This window comes from Aeromonas sp. 75A (assembly GCF_051919425.1).
GTDB lineage: Bacteria > Pseudomonadota > Gammaproteobacteria > Enterobacterales > Aeromonadaceae > Aeromonas > Aeromonas veronii.
This window is the reverse complement of sequence record NZ_JBQBES010000002.1, coordinates 3,648,882-3,674,043: the sequence shown is the minus strand read 5'-3', so window position 1 is coordinate 3,674,043 and position 25,162 is coordinate 3,648,882. Positions and strand designations below refer to the sequence as shown.

Sequence of the window (25,162 nt, the reverse complement as noted above, 5' to 3'; positions counted from 1 at the left end):
GCCAGCTTTACATTCCGGTAACAAACAGCTAGATTTAGACCGACTAATCAGTCGGTCATTTTTCATGCGGAGAACAACATGGGTGCGGCGCAGCTTCAACACACTCCTGAGGATATCCTTGCCATCAAATTGTCCCTGCCAGATCAGTTGGCACGGCTCAAGCAGGCGAGTCTGGCTCACCCCATGCCTACCCTGGCCGAGCGCCGGACGCAGCTGACCAAACTCAAACAGGCATTGCTCGCCCACAAGGGGCAGCTGTGCAAGGCGCTGGCTGCAGATTATGGCCAGCGCAGCCACTACGACAGCCTGATCGCCGATGTGCTGCCCTGCATCATGCAGATCAACTACACCCAGAAGCGGCTCAAACGCTGGATGCAGCCCCACCGCCGTCACACCGGCCTGCTGCTGGCTCCCGCCAAAGTAGAGGTGCACTTCCAGCCGCTCGGGGTTGTCGGCATTATCGTGCCGTGGAACTTTCCGGTGATGCTGAGCCTCGGCCCCCTCATCACCGCCATCGCGGCGGGCAACCGGGCGATGCTGAAACTCTCCGAGTTCACCCCTCATACCAACGCCGTGCTGCGCACCATGCTCACCAGCGTGTTTGACGAAAACGAGATCGCCATCATCGAGGGAGATGCCCAGATGGCGGCGGCGTTCAGCTCACTGCCGTTCGATCACCTGCTCTTTACCGGCTCCACCATGGTGGGCAAGCTGGTGATGGCCGCCGCCGCGCCCCAGCTCACCCCCCTCACCCTTGAGCTGGGTGGCAAGAGCCCCTGTCTCATCGCCCCCGACATGCCGGTCGCCACCGCGGTCGAGCGGATGATCTTCGGCAAGAGCCTCAATGCCGGGCAGATCTGCGTCGCCCCCGACTATGTGCTGCTGCCCCGCAGCGAGGTGGATAACTTTATCGCCGCCTATCGCCGCCACTTCAGCAAGCTCTACCCGCAGGGGCTCAATAGTGCCGACTACGGCGCCATCATCAACGACCGCCAGTATCAACGTCTCGTCAGCTGGCTGGATGAAGCCGAGCAGGCGGGTGCCCAGCTCCACCCCTGTGGCAACCCGGCCCGCGACGACCAGCGCCGCCTGCTGGTGCCCCACCTGCTGACCGGGGTACCAAGTCAGTGTCAGGTGATGCAGCAGGAGATCTTTGGCCCGCTGCTACCGCTTATCCCCTACGACACTCTGGAGGAGGCGCTCGCCTATGTTGCTGAGCGGCCCCGCCCGCTGGCCCTCTATCTGATGAGCTTCGACCCCGAGCTGCAGGCGCGAGTGACCCGGGAGACCCACTCCGGCGGCATGGCGATCAACGAGAGCCTGTTTCAGGTGGCGGCCGACGATGTGCCGTTTGGCGGCATCGGCGCCTCCGGCATGGGCCACTACCACGGCCACGAGGGGTTCCTCACCTTCTCCAAGGCAAAAACCGTGCTGACCCGCGGCAAGTTCACCACCGGCTCCCTGATCCATCCGCCCTACCACAGCTGGATCCAGAAGCTGATGATGGCCTTCTTCCTGCGCTGATGGAGATGACCATGAACCAGGCTATCCCGCAGCCACAAAACATGACCGACAAGCGCCGCCAGATCCTGGATGCCGCCCTCGCCCTCTGCGCCGAAGATGGCCTGCAGGGGGCCGCCACCGCCCGTATCGCCAAAGCAGCCGGGGTGGCCAACGGTACTCTGTTCCACCACTTTCCGAGCAAGGAGGCGCTGATCCTCGCCCTCTATCAGGATGTGAAAACCCGGATGGGGAGCGCCATCCATGAAGCAGATCCGACCCTGCCGCTGTACGACCAGACCCGCCACTACTGGCAGCTGGCGATGGGGTGGATGCTCGCGCATCCCAATGAGCTCAAATTCGTGCTGGGCTTCTTTCACTCTCCGCTGCTGGCCAGACCGGCCCGCAGCCAGATCCTGAACGATGCCCTGCGCTTTCTGCCTGCTCTGCTGGCAAAGGGGCAGGCCAGCGGCGAGCTGATGCAGGCTCCCGCGCCACTGTTGCTGGAGGTGTGTCAGGGCCAGTTCCTCGCCTGCGCATCACTGTTTGTCGATCAACCGGAGCTGGGAGAGGACGACTACTGGCAAGCCAGTGCGTTCGCTCTCTTCTGGTCAGCCATCTCAGGAGCCAATCCTCATGCAAACACGGATGTTTGAACCTGCGGCAGCCCTTGGCCGCCGCCTCTGGATCACCACTCTGCTCTGGGTGGTGGGTCGCACCCTCTGCCGCGCCGCCCGCACCGACGAGGCGGTACGCCGTGAATTGGCGCCGTTGCCGGACGGGTTGGCTATTCGCCTCGAAGTAGGCGGCATCGGCTACGCCATGAACATGCACAAGCAGGGTGGGCGCTGGTATCCCGGTGCGCCAGCCGCCCCTCATGCCACCATCCATCCGCTGCGGGTACGCTTCAAGCACCCCAATATCGCCTTTCGCGCCCTGAGTTTTCGGCTCGGGGTCAATCAGGCATTTGGCGAAAACCGGCTGCTGGTGGAGGGAGACCTGACCGTCGCCATGCATCTGGTGCGGGGGCTTGAGCAGTTGCAGTCCCTGATCCTGCCCGCTTTTATCGCGCGGCCGCTGCTGCGCCACTATCCCGCCCCGACCAACAAGATCGGCCGGGCCTGCAACATCTATCTGGGTCTGGTGACCGGCTAACGCGCAAGGAGCCTTGAAATGAGCCGCTATTACGATTTCTTCTGCCCGGTCAAACTGCTGGCCGGTGAACAGGCGCTGGAGCAGCTGGCCAGCGAGCTGGCCAGCCTGGGGGCCCGTCGCCCGCTGCTGCTGACCGACAAGGGGGTCAATGCCACCGGTCTTGCCACCCTGCTGGCCAATGTGCTGGCCGAGGGGGAGCTGCCGGTCGCCGCCATCTGGGACGAGATCCCGGCCGACTCTTCCACTGCCGTGGTGGAGCGGATCGCCAAACGCTACCGCGAGCTCGACTGCGACAGTCTGGTGGCGCTGGGGGGCGGTTCGGTCATCGACACCGCCAAGGCAGTTAACATTCTCACTTCCATGGGGGGTGAACACCTGCTCGACTACTCGGGCGCCGGTTGTCTGACCCGTCCCCTCAAGCCGCTGGCGGTGGTGCCCACCACGGCGGGCACAGGATCAGAGGTGACGCTGGTTGCAGTGATCAAGGATGAGGCGAGCGGGCGCAAGGTGCCTTTCACCTCACCCTTCCTGCTGCCCCAGCTGGCGGTGCTCGACCCACGCCTGACCCAGGGGCTACCCCTCAATATCACCGCCGCCACCGCCATGGACGCCATGACCCACGCCATCGAGGCTTTTATCGGTACCGCCAAGAACCCGGTGAGCGATGCGCTGGCCCTGATGGCGGTGGAGAAGATCGCCAGCGCCCTGCCGCAAATCATCCACGACCCGCAGAACAAACAGCTGCGGCTGCAACTGGCGGAGGGTTCCACCTTGGCTGGGATGGCTTTCTCCAACTCCATGGTGGGGCTGGTGCACGCCCTCGGCCACAGTCTGGGGGCCCGCTGCCATCTGCCCCACGGCCTGTGTATGAACCTCTTTTTGCCCACCGTGCTCGACTACAACCGCCCCGAGGTGGATAGCGAGCTGGCGCGCCTGCTGTTGCCGCTGGTGGGGGCGGAGCGCTTTGCTGCCACCCCGGCCTCTCAGCGGGCGGAGGCGACCATCACAGCCATTCGCACCCTGCGCGACACCTTGTGGCAAGCGGTCAAGCTGCCGCGCACCATGAGCGAGGCTGGGGTAAGCGATCGCTCGCTACTGACCGAGATACGCGATCTGGCGATCAACGACGGCGCCCTGCTGTTCAATCGCAAGGATGCCGACCGTGAGCAGTTACTTACCCTGCTGGAGCGAGCCTGGGCCTAGTGGCTAATCGGCTACAACCTCACAAATAAACTGGAATGGCGCATCAGGATGGTGCGCCAACAATGAAAAGAGTTGATCAAAATCATCTTGGTTCTTTTTGCTCGCGCGGTTGTGGCTATACCAAATAGCCCCCGTATCCCCCATCCACAATGAGATTCTCCTGGCCAACAACAGCCGAATTTTTCTATTTTTACCTGCCGTTTCAAACTGAGCCTTGAGTTCAGGGTTGGATGCATCGGAAATCGCAATCTGCCGCTGATCCGGGCTGTTCTGACTTTGAGCCAACACCTTCCGGGTAACTTTCAACATTACCGTGTCCATTTTTACCTCTTCCGAACTTGCTGATTATTGCCACATCGATTCGTGCCAAGATAAAAGCCAGAGAGCAAGAGCTGGCTCAATAATCCTGATAACAATCGATACATCATCCACTATCTGTTCTATACCTTGGCTAACAGTTATGTTGTGCCGAGAGACCCAACTTTATGCCAGAGGTGCCCACCATGAGCGACATCATCCATCAGGCCAACCAGCAGCAGTTCATCTGTATGGTGGAGGGGAAAGAGTCGAGACTGCGCTACCGGCGGCTCGATGCCAAGACCATCGACGCCTACAGCACCTTCGTACCGCCCGAGCTGCGGGTGCAGGGGATTGCCGATCAGCTGGCGCGCGCCTTCTTCAACTGGACTCAGGCGGAAGGGCTCACTATAGTGCCGAGCTGCCGCTACATTGATGTCTGGTTACGCCGCAATGCCAACAACTGAACCTCTGAACACCGTCCTCGAACAGCAATTCCAAGCCAAAACAGAAGCCCTGCTGCGGGCTGATCCGCAGCGGATGGCCTGCCTGCAAGCCGCCGCCGAGCTCAATCTGCCCGACTGGGCGCTGGGGGCCGGTTTTATCCGCAATCTCATCTGGGATCACCTGCATCACAAGGCAACCCCTACCCCGCTCAACGATATCGACCTTATCTACCTCGATAGTAGCGACCCGCAAGGGCTGGCCGAGACGGCGCATGAAGCCTGGCTGGCAAAGCGGCTGCCGGATCAGCAGTGGGAAGTGCGCAATCAGGCCCGCATGCACACGCGGCAGCTGGTAACGCCGTTTGCCAGCAGCCTTGAGGCGCTCAGCCACTGGGTCGAAGTGCCCACCTGTATCGGCGTGCGTCTCGCCCGAGATGGCGAGTTCGAGTGGCTTGCCCCCTACGGCTTTGCCATCAACTGGTCGCTGCAAGTGAGTGCCAACCCCAGATGTCGTCAGGACAAACAGATTTTTACCCAGCGCATCAAGGAGAAACGCTGGCAGGCTATCTGGCCTGACCTTCAGGTAAACTGGCCATAACCTGATTGCAATCTTTCGATAACCTTGGGCACACTAGGGGAAAAGCTGGTTGTAACTCAATGGGTTAAATAATGCGCGACTTCTTCTCTCTCGAACGCTGGCTACCGGGCCTCGCCGCCCTGCTGCATTACCAGCGCGCCTGGTTGATGCCAGATCTTCGCGCCGGACTCTCGGTGGCGGCCGTGGCCCTGCCCGTCGCCATCGCCTATGCCGAGCTTGCCGGGGTGGGTGCCATCGTCGGCCTCTACTCCTGCATCCTGCCCATGCTGGTCTACGCCCTGTTTGGCACCTCCCGCCAGCTGATTGTCGGCCCTGATGCCGCCACCTGTGCGGTCATCGCCGCCGTGGTGACGCCGCTGGCCGCAGGCGATCCAACCCGTCACTGGCAACTTGTGATGACCATGACCGCCATGACCGGCTTCTGGTGCCTGATTGCCAGCCGCTTCAAGCTGGGGGTGCTGGCGGACTTTCTCTCCCGCCCGATCCTGATGGGGCTGCTCAATGGTGTGGCCATCACCATCATGGTGGGCCAGCTCTCCAAGATCTTCGGCTTCACTTTCAGCGAACGTTACCTCATCGAGCGGATCGCCAGCGGGGCGACCTATATTACCCAGACCCATCTGCCGACCCTGGCCATGAGTCTGGTGGCTCTGCTCACCCTGCTGCTGGCCAAGCGCTACAAACCGGCATGGCCCTCCTCCATGGTGGCCATGGTGGTGACCGCTGCGCTGGTGTGGGGCTTTAATCTCGGCCAGTTTGATATCGCCACCCTGGGGGCGGTGGGTTCCGGCCTGCCCGCCTTCCAGATGCCGGAATTCCCCCCCGGCCTGATGCGGGAGCTGGTGCTGCCCGCCCTTAACCTGGCCATGGTGAGCTTCGTCTCCATGATGCTGACCGCCCGCAGCTTTGCAGCCAAAAACGGTTACGAGATAGACGCGGACAAGGAGTTTCGGGCCCTCGGTATGGCCAACCTCGCCTCCGCAGTCTCCCAGGGTTTTGCCATCAGCGGCGCGGATTCGCGCACTGCGGTCAACGACGCCAACGGCGGCAAGAGCCAGTTGGTCTCCATCATCGCCGCAGCAGTGATCGCCCTCATCACCTTCTATCTGACGGCGCCGCTCAAATATATACCCACAGCCGCCCTCGGGGTGGTGCTGGTGATGGCCTCTCTGTCGCTCACCGATTTTCGCGGACTGTGGGCGCTGCGCCACTCCGACCGCTCCGCCTTCTGGTTGGCGCTGGTCACCTTTATCAGCGTGCTCACCATGGGAGTGATCCCCGGGATCACCCTTGCCGTGTTGCTGGGGCTATTCCAGTTCCTGCGCAATGTGATGCGCCCCACCGATCAACTACTCGGCATGGATGACGAGGGGGTGGTGCGCACCCTGGGAGACAACGAGCAGGCCAAGGCGATCCCGGGTATTCTGGTCTATCGCTTCAACTCGCCGCTCACCTACTTCAATGCCCCCTATTTCAAGCGGCGGGTGCTGGCCCTGCTAGTGCAGGATCCCCGAGCCCCCAAGTGTCTGGTGATCGATGCGGTCGCCTGCTTCACCCATCAGGACATCAGCGTGATGAGCATGGTGGGAGAGCTGCACAAAGAGCTGAAACGGCGCGGCATCCATATGGTGATGGCGGGTCGCCACGGCCAGATGACCCACTGGCTAAAGCAGGCGGGCGTGCGGGTGGACGATGAAGGGATCATCCTCTGCCCCGATATGTATCAGGCGCTACGCCTGACCCGCTGCTATCGCGAGCCGGTGTTCAAGGATGATGCGGTGGTGGAGAGCACCACAGATGCCATCCGCTCAAATTGGCCGCAGGATGATGCCCTGCCCGACTCGGCGCGCCTCACCCTGCCAAGCGAGCAGGAGGCGGGCGCCACGCCTGCCTGATCCCTTGGCCTGCTCCCCTGGTCGGTGCAATCCTGCACAAGGATTGCACCGGCCTTGGCCTTGGTGTTAAATGCGCCCCCAGAGGGCACTCCCCCGTGCACTCCCAGCTGTTGGACATGCCATGCAATCTCAATCCCATGCAGGCCCGGGCACGCTATTTGCGCTGACCTGGCCGCTCTTTATCGATCTCGCCCTGCACTTTCTGACCGGTGCCCTCAACACCTTCATGGTGGGTCACGTCTCCTATCAGGGAGTGGCCGCGCTGGCGGTCGGCAATCAGGTGTTCGATCTCGCCATCACATTGTTCAGCTTCGTCAGTATCGGTACCAGTGTGGTGATCACCCAGTATCTGGGGGCGGGCGATCGAGAGAAGAGTCGGGTGGTGATCCACACCGCCATCGGCTTCAACCTGCTGATCGGTCTGGTAGCCGCCATCGGCGTGATGGCAGGAGCAAGCACCATGCTGGCGCTGATGAACCTGCCTGCCAATCTGATGAGCGACGGGACGCTTTACTTGCAGATCATCGGTCTCTGCCTGTTACCGGAAGCAGCAGCCCTCTGTCTGGCAGCGACGCTGCGCGCCCACGGCCATACCCGTCAGGCGATGTATGTGACTCTCATCGTCAACCTCATCACCTTTGTCGGCAACCTGCTGCTGCTCTACGGCTGGTTTGGCCTGCCCCAAATGGGCGTGGCCGGGGTTGCCATCAGCACCGTGGCCGGGCGTCTGGTCGGCGTGGTGATGCTGGTCTGGCTGGTGGCCCGCAAAACCGGCATTCACCTCAAGATCCGCGACATCGTTCACCCCAGCCGTGAGATGCTGGGCAAGGTACTCCATATCGGCCTGCCTGCCGCCGGCGAGAACCTATCCTGGATGCTGCAGTTCATGGTGGTGACCGCTTTTGTCGGCCTGCTGGGGGACAAGGCGCTGGCAACCCAGTCCTACTTCTTCCAGATCTGCCTGTTCATCCTGCTGTTTGGCCTCTCCATCGGCCTTGGCAACGAGATCATCATCGGCCATCTGGCGGGCGCCAGACAGTTTGACCGTGCCTATCAACAGCTGCTCAAGAGCCTCAAGCTCGGGCTCGCGGTCACCTGCGTCATCGCCGTGGCGGCGGCGCTTAATGGACGCACCATCATCAGCCTCTTTACCGATGACCCCGACATTATCACCCAGGTGGCGCAGCTCTTTCTCATCAGCCTCATCCTAGAGCCAGGCCGCACCTTCAATCTGGTGGTGATCAACGCCCTGCGCGCGACGGGTGATGCCCGCTTCCCCCTCTACATGGCACTGCTCTCCATGTGGGGAATTGCCGTACCCCTTTCCTATTTCCTTGGTATCATGCAGGGCTATGGACTGGTAGGCATCTGGCTGGCGCTCGCCTGCGACGAGTGGGTTCGCGGTCTGGCCATGTTCTGGCGCTGGCGCAGTCGTCGCTGGCAAAACAAAATCCTAGTTGAAACATAAGCGGAATCAGAATGAAGAAAATCGGACTCTTGCTGACTGCCCTGCTGCTCAGCCCTCTGGCCATGGCGCAAACCGCGCCCGCAGCCCCCAAGACTCAAGCCACCATGACCTGGTATGTGGCCCCCATCGTCATCGATGAGAGCAGCGAGGCCCAGAAGGCGCTGACCAAGGATTTCATGGCCCAGATGATCAAGACCATCAAGATCAACGAGTACCAGACCGGCAAGGCGGTGGGCAACACCAAAAATCCCAAGTGGCTGATCCGCACCAAGCTGATCCCCGCCAGCAATGAGCCGCTGGTCGGCAAGAAGCACCCGCAGGGGCTCACCTACGGCAAGGGCAACCCGACCCAGGAGATCGTCGGCGAGCTGCTGATGAACGGCACCCTGGTGGCCCACATCGGCCAGGGCTGGCGCGAGCCTATCGTCCCGGGCACGCCGGTGGCCGAAAAGCTCTCCATCGCCAACTATCGCTACGCCATCGGGGATCAGGCCAAGTCGGCGGATCTGGAGGAGCTAGCGGCCCAGATTGGCTTTGAAGCGGGCAAGGTGATCCACCGCGATGGCAAGCCGCTACCCGAGAAGAAAAAGAAAAAAGAGCAGGCGGACGAAGATAAAGAGTAACGTTGCCTGCATCCATAAAAAGGGGCCACTCGGCCCCTTTTTTGATCCTGCACCCTCACGCCAACACTGCCCCTGTTGTGACTTGTCCCACAGTTTGGCTCACCATTCAGATTGACAAATCACTTATCTTGTTTTGATTCAACAAGTTATAAATATCCCGCCGAATACTCCAAATCATTGCCCCCAAATCCGATCAGGATCACATTTATCCCCGGCACTAAGGGGTAGCTTTGGTCTTACAGGCACAATCAAACGAAACCAAGGAGGCTCCATTACATGTTCCCAGAGTACAGAGAACTCATCTCGAAACTGAAGAGCAGTGATGTCCATTTCCAGAAGAAGTTTGACTTGCACAACGACCTGGATGCGGAGATTAGAAAGTTGGAAAAGCATCACGCCAGCGACTATAGCGCCGAGGTGAGAGATCTGAAAAAACAGAAACTCAAACTGAAAGAGGAGATATACGACATCCTCAAACAACATCCACAATAGATGCCTCGAAGAATATGCGGATAAGCAATTTATCCCCCAGCCCGGCCCACGCGCCGGGCTTTTTGTTGTTTCAGTCAATTAGTTGACACCCGAGCCTACCTATCTTGCCGGTAGTTTGTTACATTTTTCCCTTGGAATTCAGGGAATAACGGTGATGATAACATGAGCAGAAAACGATCTTTTTATCATCTCTTGCTGCTTTGCCTGTTCGCATTGAGCCACCCCCTGCAGGCCCAGGAGCCTGAACTGGAGCTGTGGCACTCCCAGCAAGCCGGTTACGTGATCGACGAGGTGATCGCCCGCTTCAATCAGGAGGGGAACCACAGAGTACGGGTCACCCAGATTGAGCCGGGCAAGATCAAGGCGGATCTCCTGCTGGCAGCTCAGGCCAGGGGGCTGCCCGATCTGATGCTGATCCCCTCCGATTTTATCGGCCTCTATCGTCAGATGACCCTCGCCCCGCTCCCGGCCGAGTGGTTTTCCCCCTCATTGATGGCCAGCGCCTTGCGTTATGTCACCCTGGATAGGCAACGCTGGGGCATGCCCATGATGCAGGGCAACCATCTGATGCTGTTTTACAACAAGGCGCTGGTCTCGACTCCGGTGACCCAATGGCAGCAACTGACTGCTATCACCCCGGCCCTCAAGGCCAAGGGGGTCTACCCCGTCAGCTGGCCCTATCACGATATGTACTATTTCGCCGCCTTTTTACACACCTTTGGCGGCTCGCCGGTGACCGAAGGGCGCATCACCCTCAACAGCCCGGCCATGGTGCAGGCACTGGAGGCCTACCGCACCGTCGCCAGCGAACAGTGGGTCGATCCCGAGTGCGACTATGACACCGCCCTCGCCCGCTTCAATGAGGGCAAGAGCGCCTACCTCATCAATGGGGACTGGGCCTTCAACGATCTGGTGAAGAACATGGGGGATAAGCTGGGCGTTGCCCTGCTGCCCCGCTGGCAAAGCCATCCCATGCACTCCATGAGCGGCGCCTACGTGATGGGAGCCTCCCGCTGGGCGATGGATGATGAGGATCGGCAACCCGTCATCAAAGCACTGATGGCCTTTATCCAGCGTCAGGATATTCAGCAGTTCATCTATCATCAGGGGGCGCTGCTGCCGGTCAATCAGCAGGCTTTTACCGCCATCAGCCGCCGTCCCACGCCTCAGGAAAAAGTGCTCCTGGAGCAGTTCACCCTCAGTACCCCCATGCCCTCCGACAGCGCCATGTCCATCGCCTGGCAAGCGATGGAGAAAGGGTTCGAGCGCTTTAAAGAGGGGATCAGTGCTGCCGACACCGCCCGCTATATGCAGCAGCTGGCCGATCAGCAGTACCGGCAGGTCAAGGCACCATGAAACATCGCACCTTTCGGCTCGGCCCGACCCTCATCATCATCCTGTTCACCGTCGCCTTGCTGCCAGCACTGCTGGCCAGCACTGTGCTGCTGATCCGCCAGCACCAGATCATCGCCCAGAGCGAGCAGTCACAGCTGGAGCGGGCCCTCACCAGCATGACCCGCGAGGCCCGCTTTCGCAGCGAGCTGATCGGCACCCAGATCAATCAACTCAGTCAGGATCGGGTGCTCCATCAGGCCCTCGACAACTTCCTCTTCTCCAGCCATGCCCGGCTGGCGCTGGCCACCTTTGTCAAATCCAACAGCCTGATCACCTCGGCCTACCTCATCGATGACAAGGGGTTGGTGGTGGAGTACATCAATGGTCAGGCCTCCCACCTCGAGTCGAGCAACCTGATGCCGCAGCTGATGGCCTGGGGCAAGACCCGCGAGGCAAAACAGGGCAAGCATCTGCTGCTGCCCGTCGATGATCCCGTGCTGGTCGACGACATGGAGCAAAACCGCAGCGGCGGGCTGGCGCTGGTAGCCCCCATCTATCGCAACCACCAGCGAGCAGGGGTGATGCAGACCCCTTCCGGCTTCGTGATGGCCATCCTCCCCTGGCGACAGATGGCCCAGTTGCTGGAGCCCTATCTCAAGGGGAGCGAATATCTGGTGATCTCCCAGGGCGAGAACCGTCTCTACGAAGGGGCTCACCAGAACGCCAACGCCATGGATGACAGGGAGCCAAGCAAGTTGGCGCAGCCCCTGGCCATTGGCTGGTCCCAGCTGGAGCAGGAGATCACCCCCACCATCACCCTCTACAGCTACAGCAATGACAGGGTCAGCGAGCTCAACAAATCCCAACAGCTGCTGACCGTCAGCATCGCCGTCATGTTGCTGCTGGTAGCCATCGGCTGCGTCTGGCTCACCCGCTGGCTCACCCGACCGCTGCGCTCGCTGGCCGCGCTGGTGCGCAGCTATGGCAAGGGCAATTACCAGCAACGGCAGGCGCCGCTGCGCTTTGTGGAGTACGACGAGGTGCGCCAGCTGCTGCAAGAGATGGCCAGCACCATCTCGGATCAGGTGCGGGCGCTCTATCAGCAAAATGAACAGCTGCAGCAGGCCAATAGCGAGAAAGAGGCCTTCAACCAGCGGCTGCTCGGCTTCAACGACGAACTGGAGCAAGAGGTCGCCTCGCAAACGACCGCCCTGCGCTCGGCCCTGAGCCGGGAGGAGCGCAGCCGCCATATCCTGCAATCCTGGCTGCAGTTCGGTCTGCACCAGCAATTGGATATCGATATTGCCGAGCTGGCCAGCTCCGCCCTGCTGCAGCTCTCGCAGCTCTATCCCGGCCACCGCTGGGGACTGGTGATCCGCCGAGACGGGCAGCCCCACTACTCCCTGACCCAGGGGGTCGATGCCCCCTTGCGGGATGCCTTGCAGGAGAAACTGGCTCAACTGATGGATGAGGAGGTTAAACACTCCGAATGCCAGTGGGAAAACGCACTCTGGAAGATCATGACTCTGCCCGGTAGCCAAAGTGGCGTGCTGTTTGGTTATCTGATGGTGAGCGCAGAAGGGCTGGAGTCCGAAGACAGGGCCATCTTGCGGCTGTTTGCCAAGCAATTGGCGGTGGGCATCGAGGGGCGTCTCTTCACCGACGAGCTGGCGCGGGTCGCCCGCACCGACAACCTCACCGGGCTGCCCAACCGGCAGGCGTTCGAAGAGGCCTTCCATCACTATCAGGCGGTGCTGGCACGCCATCCCGAGCGCCACCTCGCCCTCTTCATGCTCGATCTCAACGGCCTCAAGCGCACCAACGACCAGTATGGGCACGAGGCGGGCGACGCCCTGCTGATCCAGATGGCTCGCCAACTGCGCACCCTCTGCCGTCAGGATGAGAAGATTTTCCGTATCGGCGGCGACGAGTTCGTCCTGCTGGCGGAGGCGGATCACCTCGCCAGCCAGCAGCTGGCAGGCAGGTTGGAGGCAAGCCAGCAGCACGCCATCGTGCAGCATGGGGAGCACAGCTTCCCGCTGCGTTTTGCCATCGGCTGGAGCAGCAGCGACCAGACCCCGCTGGCGGAGCTGAGCCGGGTGGCTGACGACGCCATGTATGCCAATAAGGCGCGCTTCTATCAGGGGCAGCGATAAAAAGCGGAGGTCTGCGGCGTTGGCGAGCCTTTCGCCAACGCCCTGATCAGCTCGCAAAAATGGCGCGCAACGCTAGACGCGGCGCGGACCATGACTAAGATAGGGGCTCTTGATGTCTCGATTTGGAAGGGAGTAGGAAATGGAGTTAGTACTTGGCCCGCTGGAAGCCCGCGTCATCGGCTGTCTGATTGAAAAAGAGATCTGCACCCCGGATCAATATCCCCTCTCCCTTAATGCACTGGTCAACGCTTGCAACCAGAAGAGCAACCGCGAGCCGGTGCTGGAGCTCTCCGAGCTCGATATCCGCGCCGTGGTGGACGAGCTGATCCGCAAGCGGCTGGTGGTCAACACTGCAGGCTTCAACGCCCGGGTGCCCCGCTACCAGCACAGATTCTGCAACACCGAATTTGGCGAGCTGAAATTCAACGCCCAGGAGCTCGGCATCGTCTGCGAACTGCTGCTGCGCGGCCCGCAAACCCCGGGGGAGCTGCGCTCGCGCACCAACCGCCTCTGCAGTTTCGATGATGTCACCGAGGTGGATGCGGTGCTGACCCAACTCATCGAGCGTGGCCCCTACGTGGTCAAGTTGCCGCGCGAGCCGGGCAAGCGCGAATCCCGCTACGCCCACCTGTTTAGCGGCGAAGTGGATATTCAGGCGATGATGGATGCTGCCCCCGCCGCGGCCTATGCCTCCCCTGCCGCCGACCGTCTGAGCGAGCTGGAGCTGGAAGTGAGCGAGCTCAAGAGCCGTCTCGCCGCCATGGAAGCGCGGCTGGCTGCGCTGGATGGTCAGGGCTGATCGCCTTTACCATCACCACTCTCTATCAGGGAGCCGGGGCTGATGTCCCCGGCTCCCTGCGTTTTTTATCGTGAGGAAGTGCCCGTGATCACCCTGATTAAAGAGTCTGACCACCAGAAGATGCCCTGGAAAAACCAGCAGGGCACTACCAGCCAGATCCTCATCTCCCCCAAGGGGAGCTGCCTTGCCAAACTCGATTTTGACTATCGACTGAGCTCGGCCCCCATCAAGAGCGCGGGTCCCTTCTCCTCCTTTCCTGGCTATCAGCGCATTTTGCTGCCGGTGAGCGGGGCTGGCTTTGTGCTCAATGGTCACCCCTACGCCACCTTCGAGGCGGCGCACTTTAGCGGCGATGAGGAGACCCACTGCGAGTTGCTGAAAAAAGAGGTGACCGATCTGGGGCTTATCTACCATCCGGATCGCATCAGCGCCAACGTGCGAGTGCTGAACCTCCCCTTCCCGCTGACCCTTACCCTCGAGCCAGAGAATACCTACCTCTGTCACCTGCTGAGTGGCCAGCTGACTGTGCAGGGCAAAGAGGTGGCCATCAACGAAACGCTGGTGGTGACCGGTGAAGAGAGCATTCACTTCGAATGCCAGAAGAAGACCGCCATCGCCTTCTTTACCCTGCAGGCCAAATAGCACAAAAGTCGGCGGTGTGCAGTCATGCCACGCCACACACAAACAGCAGAGATGAAAAAGCCGGGAAATCCCGGCTTTTGCTATTGAGGCAACCGGCTCGAGCCAGTCAGCACCTTAGTTGACCTTGAAGGAGCCCTTCATCATGGCGAAGTGGCCGGGGAAGGAGCAGAAGAAGGTGAGATCCTTGCCCGCCAGACCGTCGGTCTTGAAAGTGACGCTGCTGCTCTCGCCGCCGCCGATCAGCTTGGTGTGAGCCAGCACACGAGAATCATCCTTGGGCAGATAGCCGTTCTCGGCCCCGGCGCTCATCCCGGCAGTCGCCACTGTCTGATAGTCGGCGGTGCTGGCCAGCACCCAGTTGTGACCCATGGCGGTCACAGGCAGCTTACCGGTGTGATTCAGGGTGACCGTCACCTCCTTACAGGTGGCCGGCACGCTCATCTCTTTGAGGTTGTACTGCATGGCATCATTGCCTTCGATGACCAGTGCACACTCATCCGCCAGCACGGGGGCAGCCAGGGTACTCAGAAACAGCAGGGTGATCGCCTTTTTCATCATCTTCTCCTTTGATTGGCAATGGATGGCAACGACTTGGCGGATGCGGTGAACGCTTCGCAAAGATGCCGTCTAAATCGACCTTCATTTTACTCAATTGTCTTCAATCGGCTATGGCTTTTGGCCAAAGCTGCGGGCCAAGTCACCAGACGGAGCTCTATTCGCCACTCTCTCCCTCACGGATGGACGATACGGCGCTCGGCTGTCACTGGTTCAAAACTGTTTAATTTTTTCTGCCCTTTTCCCTCCGATTGCCCCTATCAGGGCTCGCCCAGCGGGCGCCCCTTGGCTAAGCTAGCGCCCCGATATGAACCTTCTCCAGATGAGAGCGCCGGATGATTGCGATAACCCCCGTGGCGGCCATGCGCGGCCTGCTGCTGACCCTGCTGCTGGCGCTGGCCGGCTGCCAGCCCACCCCGCCTTCCCAGACCCGTATTCAGGGCAAAACCATGGGCACCTACTATGTGGTGACCCTGAGCGATAGCTACCCCGGTGGGGAGCCCGCCCTCAAAAGCGACGTAGAGAGCCTGCTGGCCCGGATGAACAAGGAGATCTCCACCTACGATCCGGGTTCGCTCATCTCCCGTTTCAATCAAGGGCCCGCCAACACCCCGTTTGCCATCCCGCCCGCCATGGCCATCATAGTCCAGCAGGGGATTGATGCCGGTAAGCTGACCGACGGCAAGCTGGATGTGACCGTGGGGCCTCTGGTCAATCTGTGGGGCTTTGGCCCGGACAAACGGCCGGTCAAGCGGCCCGATGAGGCGGCCATCGTCGCCGCCCGCCACAAGGTGGGGATCGACAAGCTGACCCTGACCCCGCAAGGGGATCACTTCCTGCTCGAAAAAACGATCCCGGATCTCTATCTCGACCTCTCCACCCTTGGCGAAGGGGCGGCATCGGATGAAATCGCCGCCCTGCTCGAGGGGAAGGGGGTACACAACTACCTGATCGAAGTGGCCGGTGCGGTGCGCAGCAAGGGCAACAACAGCAAGGGCTCGCCATGGAAAGTGGCCATCGTCGAACCCTCCGATCAGCCGGGAGCGTTTTCCGATATCGTCATCCCCAACGGCATGGCGCTCAGCACTGCGGGCAGCTATCGCAACTACTACGAGATGGATGGCCAGCGTTACTCCCATATCATCGACCCCGCCACCGGCCAGCCGGTCACCCACAAGCTGGTCTCCGCCAGCGTCATCACCCCGACCGCGCTGGAGGCCGATGCTCTCGATACCGCGCTGATGGTGATGGGGCCTGAAGCGGGGATGGCATTTGCCAAACAGCACCAGCTGGCGGTCTATCTCATCATCAAGACCGAACAGGGGTTCAAGGCTGAGTACACGCCGCAATTTGCTCCCTATCTGGCAGAGAAAAAACGGTGAGTTCAAGGCCCTGGCAACAGGGCCTTTTTCTTTCACTCATCGCGGACAAAAGGCGGACAAACGGAGATGGTTCGCAATCGACAACTTGGCCAATTGCCTCTTCGGGCGCTTTGGTGGCACACTTTCTCCCATCAGCCCGTAGCGCCTCGACCCAGACAGATGCAGACACCCGAACAAGAGCCAGAAAAAAAGAGCCCAGCCAAGCCACAACGCATTCTGATGGTCAATGAGCAGCGCTCGTTTCAGGTGATGATGAAGGCGATGCTGCTCAATCTGGGCATCAGCAACATCACCTACTCCAATACTGCCGAGGATGCGCGACGCCGCTGCCAGAAGGGCAGTTTCGACATCTATCTCATCGATTACGATCTGGGGGTTGGCGAAAATGGTCGCCAACTGCTCGAAAGCCTGCGCGACAAAGATCTGATCCCGCCCCAGAGCGTGGTGATCATGGTGAGTGGCGACAGCTCCCGCGCCATGGTACTGAGCGCACTGGAAGCCGAGCCCGACGAATACCTGATGAAGCCCTTCTCTCAGGAGCAGTTCTCGTTTCGCTTGAAGCGTGCCCTCGCCCGGCGCAATGCGCTGGCTAGCGTCTTTACCGCGCTGGCCGATGACAATCTGGCAGCCCTCATTACCGCCTGTGCCGAGCGGGCCGATGCGGTGCCCCGTTTTGCCAACTACTGCCGCTGCCTGCAGGCCGATACCCACCTCAAGCTGGGTCAGGCGCAGGAGGCACGCGCCCTGATGCGCCAACTGCTGGCCGGGCAGGAGAACAGCTGGGCCCGCCTGACGCTGGGCAAGGCGTGCAACACCCTGGGGCTCCACGAAGAGGCGGTCAGCCATCTGCAGGCGACCCTCAAGAATACCCCGCTGATGGTGGAGGCTCACCTCTGGGTGGCAGAATCCCTGCTGGCCCTTGGCAATGACGAGCAGGCGCAGCAGGAGCTCAGACGGGCGGTGGATATCTCCCCTCAGTCGGTGCAACTCTCCCGTCGGCTGGCAGAGGTGTGCCTGCAGCGTCACGACTACGCCCAGGCCAAGGATGTGCTGATGTCGCTGATCGACCTGTCACGCAACTCCATCCATCGCACGCCCCATTATCTGGGGGCCTATATCCAGACCCTGACCCTCTACGCCCTCAACAGCAACGACAGCTACCACATCGCCAACCTGCAAAAGCAGGTCAATTCGGCCCTGTCGCGCATCCGCGATTCGCTGATGATGTCGGAGTTCAACTACCCGGTGTTCGAGCAGATCTGTCAGGCCCGGGTGCAGATTGCGCTGGGCGAGCTGCTCAAGGGCAAGAAGATGCTCTATCGCGCCAATCAGAACTGGCTCGATGAACCGGCCACCATGCCCCCCGCCCTGCTTGGCGAGACCATCCTCGCCCTCTATCAGCTCGGCGAGTTTGAATATGCCGAAAGCCTGCAAGGGCTGCTGGCGGAGGACGAAGATCGGCTGCTCACCACCTGCATTCAGGCAACCCGCGATGACAAGACGGTGCTGGAACGGCGTCAGCGCTACCAGCAGCTCAACGATCTGGGGATCAAGGCCTATCAGAGCGGCGAGCTGGAGCAGGCCCTCGGTCATTTTCGCGAGGCCCTGCGCCGCGCCCCCGCCAATACCGGTGCGGCTCTCAACAAGATCCAGGTGCTGCTGCAACTGATGCAGAAAAACCGCAAGAGTCCGGAATTTGGTGCCGAGTGCAAAGACACCCTGGACGTGCTCGACGGCATCCCCCTCAACCCGGCCCAGCAGGAGCGTTTTCGCAAGTTGCGTCAGGAGTTCAACCAGTTCAGCTAAGACGCCGCCGCGCCCCCTTTTCCCCGCCTATGCTGAAACCAGTTCGGCAATGCGAGGGAAACGAAGATGGCGATGTGTCGTTATCTGGTGGCCGATGGCCGCCACTGCAGTGAAGAGGCTGGCGAGCACGATCTCTGCCACTGGCATGATCCCCACCATACCCATCAGGAAGCCCGCAGCGCCGAGGCGCTTGAACAGTACGTTCGCGCTGGCGGACTCTGCCACGGCCTGCAGCTGTCACGGGCCAATCTGGCGGGCCTCAATCTGGTCAACAAGGAGTCCGATCAGGGATTTTTGCTGGAGCAGTGCAACCTCTATCGCGCCAACCTGCGCGGTGGTCACCTCTACGGCCTGCGCATGAAGGGCGGCAGCCTGATGAAGGCCGATCTCAGTGATGCCAACCTCCAGTGCGCTACCCTCGATGACGTCAACCTGCTCGGCATCCGCTGGCACAACACCCGGCTCGACAACATGCAGACCGGCAAACGGGTGATGCAGGATCGCAAGGGGCGCCGCGAACGGGATCCCAAACAGGCGCGCATATGGTTCAAGGAGGCTGAAGAGACCTACCGGGATCTACGCAAAGCCTCCGAGGCACAGGGGATCTTCACCATGTCCGGCAACTATATCCAGCAGGAGCTCACCATGCGCCGCCTGCAACTGCCGTTCTGGTCGACCCAGCGTTTTACCTCCTGGGTGGTCGATCTCTTTTGCGGCTATGGCGAGGCCCCGATGCGGGTGGTGCTCTTCTCGTTGCTGCTCATCTTTATCTGCAGCATTTTTTACTTCTTCTGCGGACTGCATTTTCAGGGCGAGCACCTCATCTACCAGCCCGCTGCCCCGCTCGAGCAAAATGCCATCTTCCTGCTCGAATGCCTCTACTACAGCGTGGTCACCTTCACCACATTGGGGTACGGTGACTTCACTCCGGTCGGTCTCTCCAGGATCTTCGCCGCCTTCGAGGCCTTCACCGGCAGCTTTACGCTGGCGCTGTTTGTGGTGGTATTCGTCAAAAAGATGACCCGCTGAAAACCTGTCCACGATCCTACTGCGAGGCTGTGATCAAGGCTCATGTGCTGCTCGCTTTTTTGTAACCAAGAGTGCTCATGTATACATATACAATCCGGTTCCTGCGCTGCGCTTCACCTTGCTGACAGCCTCTCGCGACGGATCGTGAACAGGTTACCAAGCAGCTGCACCAGTCACAGCCCCCGAACTTGCATCCACAGCCGATTCCTAGTCCAATAGCCACTTATAAAAATGACATGAGCATCCCGGACATGAAGATCATCTCTTTCAATATCAACGGCCTGCGCGCCCGTCTGCACCAGCTGCAAGCCATCATCGACAAGCACCAGCCCGATGTGATCGGCCTGCAGGAGATCAAGGTGCACGATGAAGCCTTCCCGCTGGCCGATGTGGAGGCCATGGGCTATCACGTGGAGTTTCACGGCCAGAAGGCCCACTACGGGGTCGCCATCATGAGCAAGCAGAAGCCGGTCAAGGTGGAGAAAGGCTTCCCCACCGATGATGAAGAGGCCCAGCGCCGGATGATCATGGCCACCTTCGAGCGCGAAGACGGCTCCCTCATCAAGGTGATGAACGGCTACTTCCCGCAGGGTGAAAGCCAGGATCATGAGACCAAGTTCCCGGCCAAACAGAAGTTCTACGAGGATCTGCAGCACTACCTCGAGACCAACCACACCCCGGACGACCAGCTGGTGCTGATCGGGGATATGAATATCTCCCCCACCGATCTCGACATCGGCATCGGCGAGGCAAACCGCAAGCGCTGGCTGCGGGATGGCAAATGCTCCTTCCTACCCATCGAGCGCGAATGGATGGAGCGACTGAAAGGGTTCGGCCTGACCGACACCTTCCGCGCCGCCAATCCCACCGAGTGCGAGCGTTTCTCCTGGTTTGACTACCGCTCCAAGGGCTTTGACGAGAACCGCGGCCTGCGCATCGACCTCATCATGGCCTCCGACGCCCTCAAGGACAAGGTGACCGAGACCGGTATCGACTACGAGCTGCGCGGTATCGAGAAACCCTCCGACCACGCCCCCATCTGGGCCTGCTTTGCCTGATGCGGCGCAAGATTAACCGATGAGCCGCGACGAATTCGTAAACTGTGAAGCGGCTCGCGGTTGCCCGCGATAAAAGGGCGTAGAAAACCCATCCAGACAAGGTGCCTTATGGCACCTTATTTTTTTGCAGCAAGGAGTGGCTGGCGTGATACGGTTGCGAAGAGCCCTGGCCCGGGATGAACATCCCCGAAGCCCCCCGCCCATATCGGAAAAGTCAGACTTTTTTCGTCAATCGGCAACCCTAATTGCCACTTTGAGAAGGTTGTGTTCAAGGTTGCCGCCCTATCATCTCCCATTCCAATCATAAAGAAGTTGTTTTTTTAATCATGAAGTTAATGATGTGTATGGAGCAACATGCTGAACGCAGCAGCCGAAATCGATCCAACAGGAGTGTGATGATGAAGGTGCCCAATGCCGGAAGAGAGGTTTACAAACGCAGCTTGCTGACCCTGGCGCTGATCAGCGGTCTGAGTGCCTGTGGCGGCGAGACGACCCAGACGGCACAGACCATGCCCGCCGTCCCTGTGGTGGTCGCCGAGGTCAAGCTGACCGATGTGCCGCTCACCACCGAGATGGTGGGAGAGACCGCCGGTTTTCGCGAGATTGATGTGCGCTCCCGGGTCAGTGGCATCCTGCTCAAGCGCACTTATGTGGAAGGCCAGCCGGTTACCGCCGGTCAGGAGCTGTTTCTGATTGACCCTGAGCCCTACAAGGTGGCGCTGGAGCAAGCCAAAGGGACTTTGGCTCAGGAGCAGGCCCGTCTCAACAAGGCCCGTGCCGATCGGGATCGCATCATTCCCCTCTTCAAGCGTCAGGTGGTGAGTCGCAAGGACTATGACGACACCATCGCCAACTACGAAGCGGCCATCGCCAGCCATCAGGCCGCTCAGGCCAAAGTGAAAGAGGCAGAGCTCAACCTCAGCTACACCCAGGTGACCGCCCCCATCAACGGCATGGCGAGCAAGAGCTCCCAGTCCGAGGGGAGCCTTATCTCCACCAGCGGCGACAACGGCCTGCTCACCACCATCACCCAGTTTGATCCGCTCTACGTCAACTTCTCCTACTCGGAGCAGGATCGCCTCAACTTCGAAAACTCGGTAAAAAAAGGGGTGATTGAGGCGAAGGATGCCACCACCTGGCGCACCCATATTCGTCTGGCCGATGGATCCCTCTATCCGGAGGCGGGCAAGCTCAACTTCTCCGACAACCGGGTCGATCCCCAGACCGGCACCATCCGTGCCCGCGCCATCTTCGACAACAAGGACGGCGTACTGCTTCCCGGCCAGTTTGTCCGCATGACCATCGATCTGGGCACCCGCAAAAATGCCATCGTGGTGCCGCCGCGCGCCATCGTCCAGTCCCAGGCTGACCGCATGGTGATGGTGGTCGATGCCGACAACAAGGTAGTGCCCCGTCCGGTGACCCTGGGCGCAGCGGTCGACTCCGGCGTGCTGATCGAGAGCGGCCTGCAGGCAGGTGAGCGCTATATCGTCGAAGGCTTGATGAAGGCTCGCCCCGGCGCCGTGGTAAAACCTGTCTCTGCCGACGAGATGAAGGCGATCACCGGCAAGGTGGTCAGCCAGTCTGCGGCCAAGTAAGGAGCCCGTATGTTTTCCAAGTTCTTCATAGAACGCCCCATCTTCGCCAGCGTGATTTCGATCATTATCGTGCTGGGCGGTTTGGCGGCGATGCGGGCGCTCCCCATCGAGCAATATCCCCAGATCACCCCGCCTGTGGTCTCGGTCACGGCGTTTTATCCGGGCGCAACCCCGGAGGTGATCTCCCAGACCGTGGCTGCGCCGCTGGAGCAGCAGATCAACGGCGTCGAGCGGATGATCTACATGCAATCGGGGTCAGCCTCCAACGGCCAGATGAACCTCAACGTCTACTTCGAGATCGGCACCGATCCGGATCAGGCCACCATCAACGTCAACAACCGGGTCTCGGCCGCCATGGCCCAGCTGCCGGAAGAGGTGAAAAAGCAGGGGGTGACGGTCAAGAAGAAATCGACCTCCATCCTGCAGGTGGTCACCCTCCAGTCACCGAACGGCTCGTTTGATACCACCTATCTGTCGAACTACGCCCTGCTTAACATTATCGACGAGCTCAAGCGGATTCCCGGCATCGGTGATACCACTCTGTTTGGCGGTACCGACTACGCTATGCGCATCTGGCTGCGGCCGGATCGACTGGCCCAGCTCGAGCTCACCCCGAGCGACGTGATTGGCGCCATTCGCGAGCAGAACACCCAGTTCGCGGCAGGCAAGATCGGTGCCCAGCCCACCACGGCCCCCATCGACTTCACCTACACGGTGCAGACCAAAGGGCGCCTTGAGGATGTGAAGGAGTTCCAGAACATCATCGTCCGCTCCATGCCCGATGGCTCCAAGATCCGGGTCCGCGATGTCGCCCGGGTCGAGCTGGGGGGCAAGGATTATGATCTGGTGGCCCGCGCCAACGGCAAACCGGCCATCGGTATCGCCACCTATCTGCAACCGGGCGCCAACGCCGTCGCGGTTGCCGATGCGGTACACGCCACCATGGAGCGACTCAAGGAGCGCTTCCCGCAGGATATCGAGTACCAGATCCCTTATGACACCACCGAGTTCGTGAAGATCTCCATCGAAGAGGTGGTACACACCCTGTTCGAGGCGATCGTACTGGTGTTCGTGGTGGTCTATCTGTTCCTGCAAAACTTCCGCGCCACCCTGATCCCCTGTATCGCGGTGCCGGTGTCGCTCATCGGGACCTTCGCCGGCATGCTGGTGCTCGGTTTCTCCATCAACCTGCTGACCCTGTTCGGCATGGTGCTCGCCATCGGTATCGTGGTGGATGACGCCATCGTGGTGCTCGAGAACGTCGAGCGGATCATGAGCGAGAAGAAGTGCTCCGCCAAGGAAGCCGCCATCCTCGCCATGCAGGAGGTCTCCGGTCCGGTGGTCGCCATCGTGCTGGTACTCTGCGCCGTGTTCCTGCCAGTCGCCTTTATGGGCGGCATGACAGGGGTGATGTACAAGCAGTTCGCCATCACGGTCGCGGTCTCGGTCGCCATCTCAGGTCTGGTGGCTCTGACTCTCTCTCCGGCCTTGTGCGCCGTGTTGCTGAAAGAGGGACACCACAAACCGGCCCGCTTCTTCGTCTGGTTCAACGATAAATTTGACCAGCTGACCCGCGGCTATGTACGGGGTGTGGCCTTCCTGAACCGTCGGGTGGGGGTCGCCTTTGCCATCATCGCCGTGCTGATCCTCTCCATCTACGGCCTCTTCCTGAAAGTACCGGGCGAACTGGTACCGAACGAAGATCAGGGCTACCTCATCTCCGCCGTCATGCTGCCGGATGCCGCCGCGATGAGCCGGACCCAGGCGGTGGCGGATCAGTTCGACAAGATCGCCATGGCCAACCCCCATGTGAAGGATGTGATCACCTTCTCGGGCTTTGACATTCTCTCCAATGCCATCATCAGCAACAGCGGCATGACCTTCATTACCCTGAAGGACTGGAGCGAGCGTCAGGGGACAGGACAGGACTCCTTCTCGCTGGCCAAGACCTTCCAGGGCTTGAGCCTGATGGGGCTGGCGGATGGCTTTGTCGCCTCCTTCAACCCGCCTCCCATTCAGGGGATGTCCACCACAGGTGGCCTTGAGGCCTATCTGCAAAACCGTGGCACCGGCAACGCCCAGGCCTTCTCAGGCGAAGTGCAGCGCTTCCTCGAAGCGGCCAAGGCACGCCCGGAGTTTGCCAGCGTCACCAGCACCTACCGCGCCAACGTGCCACAGGTCTATCTCGACCTGGATCGCGAAAAGGCCAAGGCGCTGGGGCTGCCGATCAATGCGGTGTTCGACACCATGCAGGCCACCTTCGGCCAGGTCTATGTCAACGACTTCAACCAGTTCGGCCGTACCTACCGGGTGCAGTTGCAGTCCGAGGCCGACTACCGCGCCAAGAAGAGCGACATCCGCAACGTCTATGTCCGCTCCGACAAGGGGGAGATGATCCCGCTCAGCAGTCTGGTGACGGTGCGTGATGCCACCGGCCCCGAACTGGTCGAACGCTTCAACATCTTCCAGGCCGCCAAGATCATGGCCCAGCCCGCCCCAGGCTACAGCTCGGGTCAGGCCATCGCCGCGCTGGAAGAGGTCGCCAATGAGGCTCTTGGCAACGACGCCAAGCTGGAGTGGACCGGCTCCGCCTATCAGGAGAAAGCGGCCGCAGGCAGCGCAGGCATGGCCTTTGGTTTCGGTATCGTGATGATCTTCCTCATTCTGGCCGCCCAGTATGAACGCTGGAGCCTGCCGTTTGCGGTGATCACCGCCGTACCGTTCGCCCTGTTCGGTGCCCTGCTCGCCACCTGGCTGGTGGGGCTGACCAACAACGTCTACTTCCAGATCGGGCTGGTGACCCTGGTCGGCCTTGCCGCCAAGAACGCCATCCTGATCGTGGAGTTCGCGGTGATGAAGCACGAAGAGGGAATGAGCCTCATCGAGTCGGCACTGGAGGCGGCGCGCCTGCGTTTCCGTCCCATCGTGATGACCTCGCTCGCCTTCATCCTCGGCTGTGTGCCGCTGGTCACCTCCAGCGGGGCCGGCGCGGCAAGCCGTCACGCCCTCGGCTGGCCGGTCATCGGCGGCATGCTGGCCGCCACCTTTATCGCCATCTTCTTTATCCCGCTCTTCTTCCGGCTCATCATGCGCCGCTCGGAGAAACGGGCCTGACCACTGCGGTC

The 25,162-nt window shown here is 60.6% G+C and carries 22 protein-coding genes; 20 read left to right on the top strand and 2 right to left on the bottom strand.

Features of this window, described 5'->3' with window-relative positions; all coding sequences use genetic code 11:
* Positions 1-78: 78 nt before the first annotated feature.
* From ACTG2T_RS17165 to ACTG2T_RS17150, 4 genes are read left to right on the top strand one after another with little or no spacing between them, the layout of a single operon-like run.
* Complete coding sequence (locus ACTG2T_RS17165) at positions 79-1,524, top strand: coniferyl aldehyde dehydrogenase (RefSeq protein ID WP_330124834.1); 1,446 nt, start codon at positions 79-81, stop codon at positions 1,522-1,524.
* A gap of 11 nt (positions 1,525-1,535) precedes the next feature.
* Positions 1,536-2,156, top strand: a complete 621-nt coding sequence (locus ACTG2T_RS17160) for a TetR/AcrR family transcriptional regulator (protein ID WP_043821368.1) — start codon at positions 1,536-1,538, stop codon at positions 2,154-2,156.
* On the top strand, positions 2,137-2,655 hold the full coding sequence (locus ACTG2T_RS17155; RefSeq protein WP_040094758.1) for a hypothetical protein: 519 nt from the start codon (positions 2,137-2,139) through the stop codon (positions 2,653-2,655). Before ACTG2T_RS17160 ends, ACTG2T_RS17155 begins: the two co-directional genes overlap by 20 nt.
* Positions 2,656-2,673: 18 nt before the next feature.
* Positions 2,674-3,858: an iron-containing alcohol dehydrogenase gene (locus ACTG2T_RS17150; protein WP_268011395.1), complete on the top strand. Its 1,185-nt coding sequence runs from the start codon at positions 2,674-2,676 to the stop codon at positions 3,856-3,858.
* A gap of 3 nt (positions 3,859-3,861) precedes the next feature.
* Here the strand turns inward: ACTG2T_RS17150 and ACTG2T_RS17145 are convergent, their stop codons facing one another.
* Positions 3,862-4,167, bottom strand: coding sequence for a hypothetical protein (locus ACTG2T_RS17145; RefSeq protein WP_139428389.1), 306 nt, complete (start codon positions 4,165-4,167; stop codon positions 3,862-3,864).
* 194 nt (positions 4,168-4,361) lie between these two features.
* Here ACTG2T_RS17145 and ACTG2T_RS17140 point away from each other — a divergent pair, with 194 nt between their 5' ends.
* From ACTG2T_RS17140 to ACTG2T_RS17095, 10 genes are all read left to right on the top strand, one after another.
* A complete protein-coding gene (locus ACTG2T_RS17140; protein WP_005337747.1) occupies positions 4,362-4,622 on the top strand; it encodes a GNAT family N-acetyltransferase in 261 nt (86 codons plus the stop codon).
* Complete coding sequence (locus ACTG2T_RS17135; RefSeq protein ID WP_268011397.1) at positions 4,609-5,199, top strand: nucleotidyltransferase family protein; 591 nt, start codon at positions 4,609-4,611, stop codon at positions 5,197-5,199. The genes ACTG2T_RS17140 and ACTG2T_RS17135 overlap by 14 nt, the downstream gene beginning before the upstream one ends.
* Positions 5,200-5,270: 71 nt before the next feature.
* Positions 5,271-7,094: a SulP family inorganic anion transporter gene (locus ACTG2T_RS17130; protein WP_330124833.1), complete on the top strand. Its 1,824-nt coding sequence runs from the start codon at positions 5,271-5,273 to the stop codon at positions 7,092-7,094.
* A gap of 121 nt (positions 7,095-7,215) precedes the next feature.
* On the top strand, positions 7,216-8,562 hold the full coding sequence (locus ACTG2T_RS17125) for an MATE family efflux transporter (RefSeq protein WP_330124832.1): 1,347 nt from the start codon (positions 7,216-7,218) through the stop codon (positions 8,560-8,562).
* Between the two features lie 11 nt (positions 8,563-8,573).
* Positions 8,574-9,185 carry a hypothetical protein gene (locus ACTG2T_RS17120; protein WP_330124831.1) on the top strand — a complete coding sequence of 204 codons (612 nt, stop codon included), beginning with the start codon at positions 8,574-8,576 and terminating at the stop codon, positions 9,183-9,185.
* Between the two features lie 276 nt (positions 9,186-9,461).
* Positions 9,462-9,677, top strand: coding sequence for a YdcH family protein (locus ACTG2T_RS17115; RefSeq protein WP_005337763.1), 216 nt, complete (start codon positions 9,462-9,464; stop codon positions 9,675-9,677).
* Positions 9,678-9,839: 162 nt separating this feature from the next.
* On the top strand, positions 9,840-11,033 hold the full coding sequence (locus tag ACTG2T_RS17110) for a sugar ABC transporter substrate-binding protein (protein ID WP_330124830.1): 1,194 nt from the start codon (positions 9,840-9,842) through the stop codon (positions 11,031-11,033).
* Positions 11,030-13,168, top strand: a complete 2,139-nt coding sequence (locus ACTG2T_RS17105; protein WP_330124829.1) for a diguanylate cyclase domain-containing protein — start codon at positions 11,030-11,032, stop codon at positions 13,166-13,168. Before ACTG2T_RS17110 ends, ACTG2T_RS17105 begins: the two co-directional genes overlap by 4 nt.
* A 139-nt stretch (positions 13,169-13,307) precedes the next feature.
* Positions 13,308-13,967 (top strand): YceH family protein, encoded by a 660-nt coding sequence (locus ACTG2T_RS17100; protein WP_139428384.1) that lies wholly within the window; start codon positions 13,308-13,310, stop codon positions 13,965-13,967.
* A gap of 84 nt (positions 13,968-14,051) precedes the next feature.
* The gene (locus tag ACTG2T_RS17095; protein ID WP_330124828.1) at positions 14,052-14,609 is read left to right on the top strand and encodes a HutD family protein; all 558 of its coding nucleotides are present in this window, start codon (positions 14,052-14,054) and stop codon (positions 14,607-14,609) included.
* A gap of 114 nt (positions 14,610-14,723) precedes the next feature.
* Here ACTG2T_RS17095 and azu read toward each other — a convergent pair whose 3' ends face one another.
* Complete coding sequence (gene azu / locus ACTG2T_RS17090) at positions 14,724-15,164, bottom strand: azurin (protein WP_139428543.1); 441 nt, start codon at positions 15,162-15,164, stop codon at positions 14,724-14,726.
* Positions 15,165-15,499: 335 nt separating this feature from the next.
* On the opposite strand from azu, the gene ACTG2T_RS17085 reads away from it, so the two are divergent.
* The 6 genes from ACTG2T_RS17085 (at position 15,500) to ACTG2T_RS17060 (ending at position 25,151) form a co-directional block, all read left to right on the top strand.
* Positions 15,500-16,546 (top strand): FAD:protein FMN transferase, encoded by a 1,047-nt coding sequence (locus ACTG2T_RS17085; protein WP_330124827.1) that lies wholly within the window; start codon positions 15,500-15,502, stop codon positions 16,544-16,546.
* Between the two features lie 159 nt (positions 16,547-16,705).
* On the top strand, positions 16,706-18,352 hold the full coding sequence (locus ACTG2T_RS17080) for a tetratricopeptide repeat protein (protein ID WP_330124826.1): 1,647 nt from the start codon (positions 16,706-16,708) through the stop codon (positions 18,350-18,352).
* Between the two features lie 66 nt (positions 18,353-18,418).
* The gene (locus ACTG2T_RS17075) at positions 18,419-19,381 is read left to right on the top strand and encodes an ion channel (RefSeq protein WP_164536449.1); all 963 of its coding nucleotides are present in this window, start codon (positions 18,419-18,421) and stop codon (positions 19,379-19,381) included.
* A gap of 251 nt (positions 19,382-19,632) precedes the next feature.
* Positions 19,633-20,439, top strand: coding sequence for an exodeoxyribonuclease III (xthA, locus tag ACTG2T_RS17070; protein WP_005337776.1), 807 nt, complete (start codon positions 19,633-19,635; stop codon positions 20,437-20,439).
* 398 nt (positions 20,440-20,837) lie between these two features.
* Complete coding sequence (locus ACTG2T_RS17065; RefSeq protein ID WP_005353223.1) at positions 20,838-22,037, top strand: efflux RND transporter periplasmic adaptor subunit; 1,200 nt, start codon at positions 20,838-20,840, stop codon at positions 22,035-22,037.
* A 9-nt stretch (positions 22,038-22,046) separates the two neighbouring features.
* Positions 22,047-25,151: an efflux RND transporter permease subunit gene (locus tag ACTG2T_RS17060; RefSeq protein WP_330124825.1), complete on the top strand. Its 3,105-nt coding sequence runs from the start codon at positions 22,047-22,049 to the stop codon at positions 25,149-25,151.
* Positions 25,152-25,162 lie beyond the last annotated feature (11 nt).

What these genes read in the sequence shown, in the direction of transcription:
- ACTG2T_RS17165 (WP_330124834.1), top strand. Translation starts at nt 79, where the DNA reads ATGGGTGCGGCGCAGCTTCAACACACTCCTGAGGATATCCTTGCCATC.
- ACTG2T_RS17160 (WP_043821368.1), top strand. Translation starts at nt 1,536, where the DNA reads ATGAACCAGGCTATCCCGCAGCCACAAAACATGACCGACAAGCGCCGC.
- ACTG2T_RS17155 (WP_040094758.1), top strand. Translation starts at nt 2,137, where the DNA reads ATGCAAACACGGATGTTTGAACCTGCGGCAGCCCTTGGCCGCCGCCTC.
- ACTG2T_RS17150 (WP_268011395.1), top strand. Translation starts at nt 2,674, where the DNA reads ATGAGCCGCTATTACGATTTCTTCTGCCCGGTCAAACTGCTGGCCGGT.
- ACTG2T_RS17145 (WP_139428389.1), bottom strand. Translation starts at nt 4,167, where the DNA reads ATGTTGAAAGTTACCCGGAAGGTGTTGGCTCAAAGTCAGAACAGCCCG.
- ACTG2T_RS17140 (WP_005337747.1), top strand. Translation starts at nt 4,362, where the DNA reads ATGAGCGACATCATCCATCAGGCCAACCAGCAGCAGTTCATCTGTATG.
- ACTG2T_RS17135 (WP_268011397.1), top strand. Translation starts at nt 4,609, where the DNA reads ATGCCAACAACTGAACCTCTGAACACCGTCCTCGAACAGCAATTCCAA.
- ACTG2T_RS17130 (WP_330124833.1), top strand. Translation starts at nt 5,271, where the DNA reads ATGCGCGACTTCTTCTCTCTCGAACGCTGGCTACCGGGCCTCGCCGCC.
- ACTG2T_RS17125 (WP_330124832.1), top strand. Translation starts at nt 7,216, where the DNA reads ATGCAATCTCAATCCCATGCAGGCCCGGGCACGCTATTTGCGCTGACC.
- ACTG2T_RS17120 (WP_330124831.1), top strand. Translation starts at nt 8,574, where the DNA reads ATGAAGAAAATCGGACTCTTGCTGACTGCCCTGCTGCTCAGCCCTCTG.
- ACTG2T_RS17115 (WP_005337763.1), top strand. Translation starts at nt 9,462, where the DNA reads ATGTTCCCAGAGTACAGAGAACTCATCTCGAAACTGAAGAGCAGTGAT.
- ACTG2T_RS17110 (WP_330124830.1), top strand. Translation starts at nt 9,840, where the DNA reads ATGAGCAGAAAACGATCTTTTTATCATCTCTTGCTGCTTTGCCTGTTC.
- ACTG2T_RS17105 (WP_330124829.1), top strand. Translation starts at nt 11,030, where the DNA reads ATGAAACATCGCACCTTTCGGCTCGGCCCGACCCTCATCATCATCCTG.
- ACTG2T_RS17100 (WP_139428384.1), top strand. Translation starts at nt 13,308, where the DNA reads ATGGAGTTAGTACTTGGCCCGCTGGAAGCCCGCGTCATCGGCTGTCTG.
- azu (WP_139428543.1), bottom strand. Translation starts at nt 15,164, where the DNA reads ATGAAAAAGGCGATCACCCTGCTGTTTCTGAGTACCCTGGCTGCCCCC.
- ACTG2T_RS17085 (WP_330124827.1), top strand. Translation starts at nt 15,500, where the DNA reads ATGATTGCGATAACCCCCGTGGCGGCCATGCGCGGCCTGCTGCTGACC.
- ACTG2T_RS17080 (WP_330124826.1), top strand. Translation starts at nt 16,706, where the DNA reads ATGCAGACACCCGAACAAGAGCCAGAAAAAAAGAGCCCAGCCAAGCCA.
- ACTG2T_RS17075 (WP_164536449.1), top strand. Translation starts at nt 18,419, where the DNA reads ATGGCGATGTGTCGTTATCTGGTGGCCGATGGCCGCCACTGCAGTGAA.
- xthA (WP_005337776.1), top strand. Translation starts at nt 19,633, where the DNA reads ATGAAGATCATCTCTTTCAATATCAACGGCCTGCGCGCCCGTCTGCAC.
- ACTG2T_RS17065 (WP_005353223.1), top strand. Translation starts at nt 20,838, where the DNA reads ATGAAGGTGCCCAATGCCGGAAGAGAGGTTTACAAACGCAGCTTGCTG.
- ACTG2T_RS17060 (WP_330124825.1), top strand. Translation starts at nt 22,047, where the DNA reads ATGTTTTCCAAGTTCTTCATAGAACGCCCCATCTTCGCCAGCGTGATT.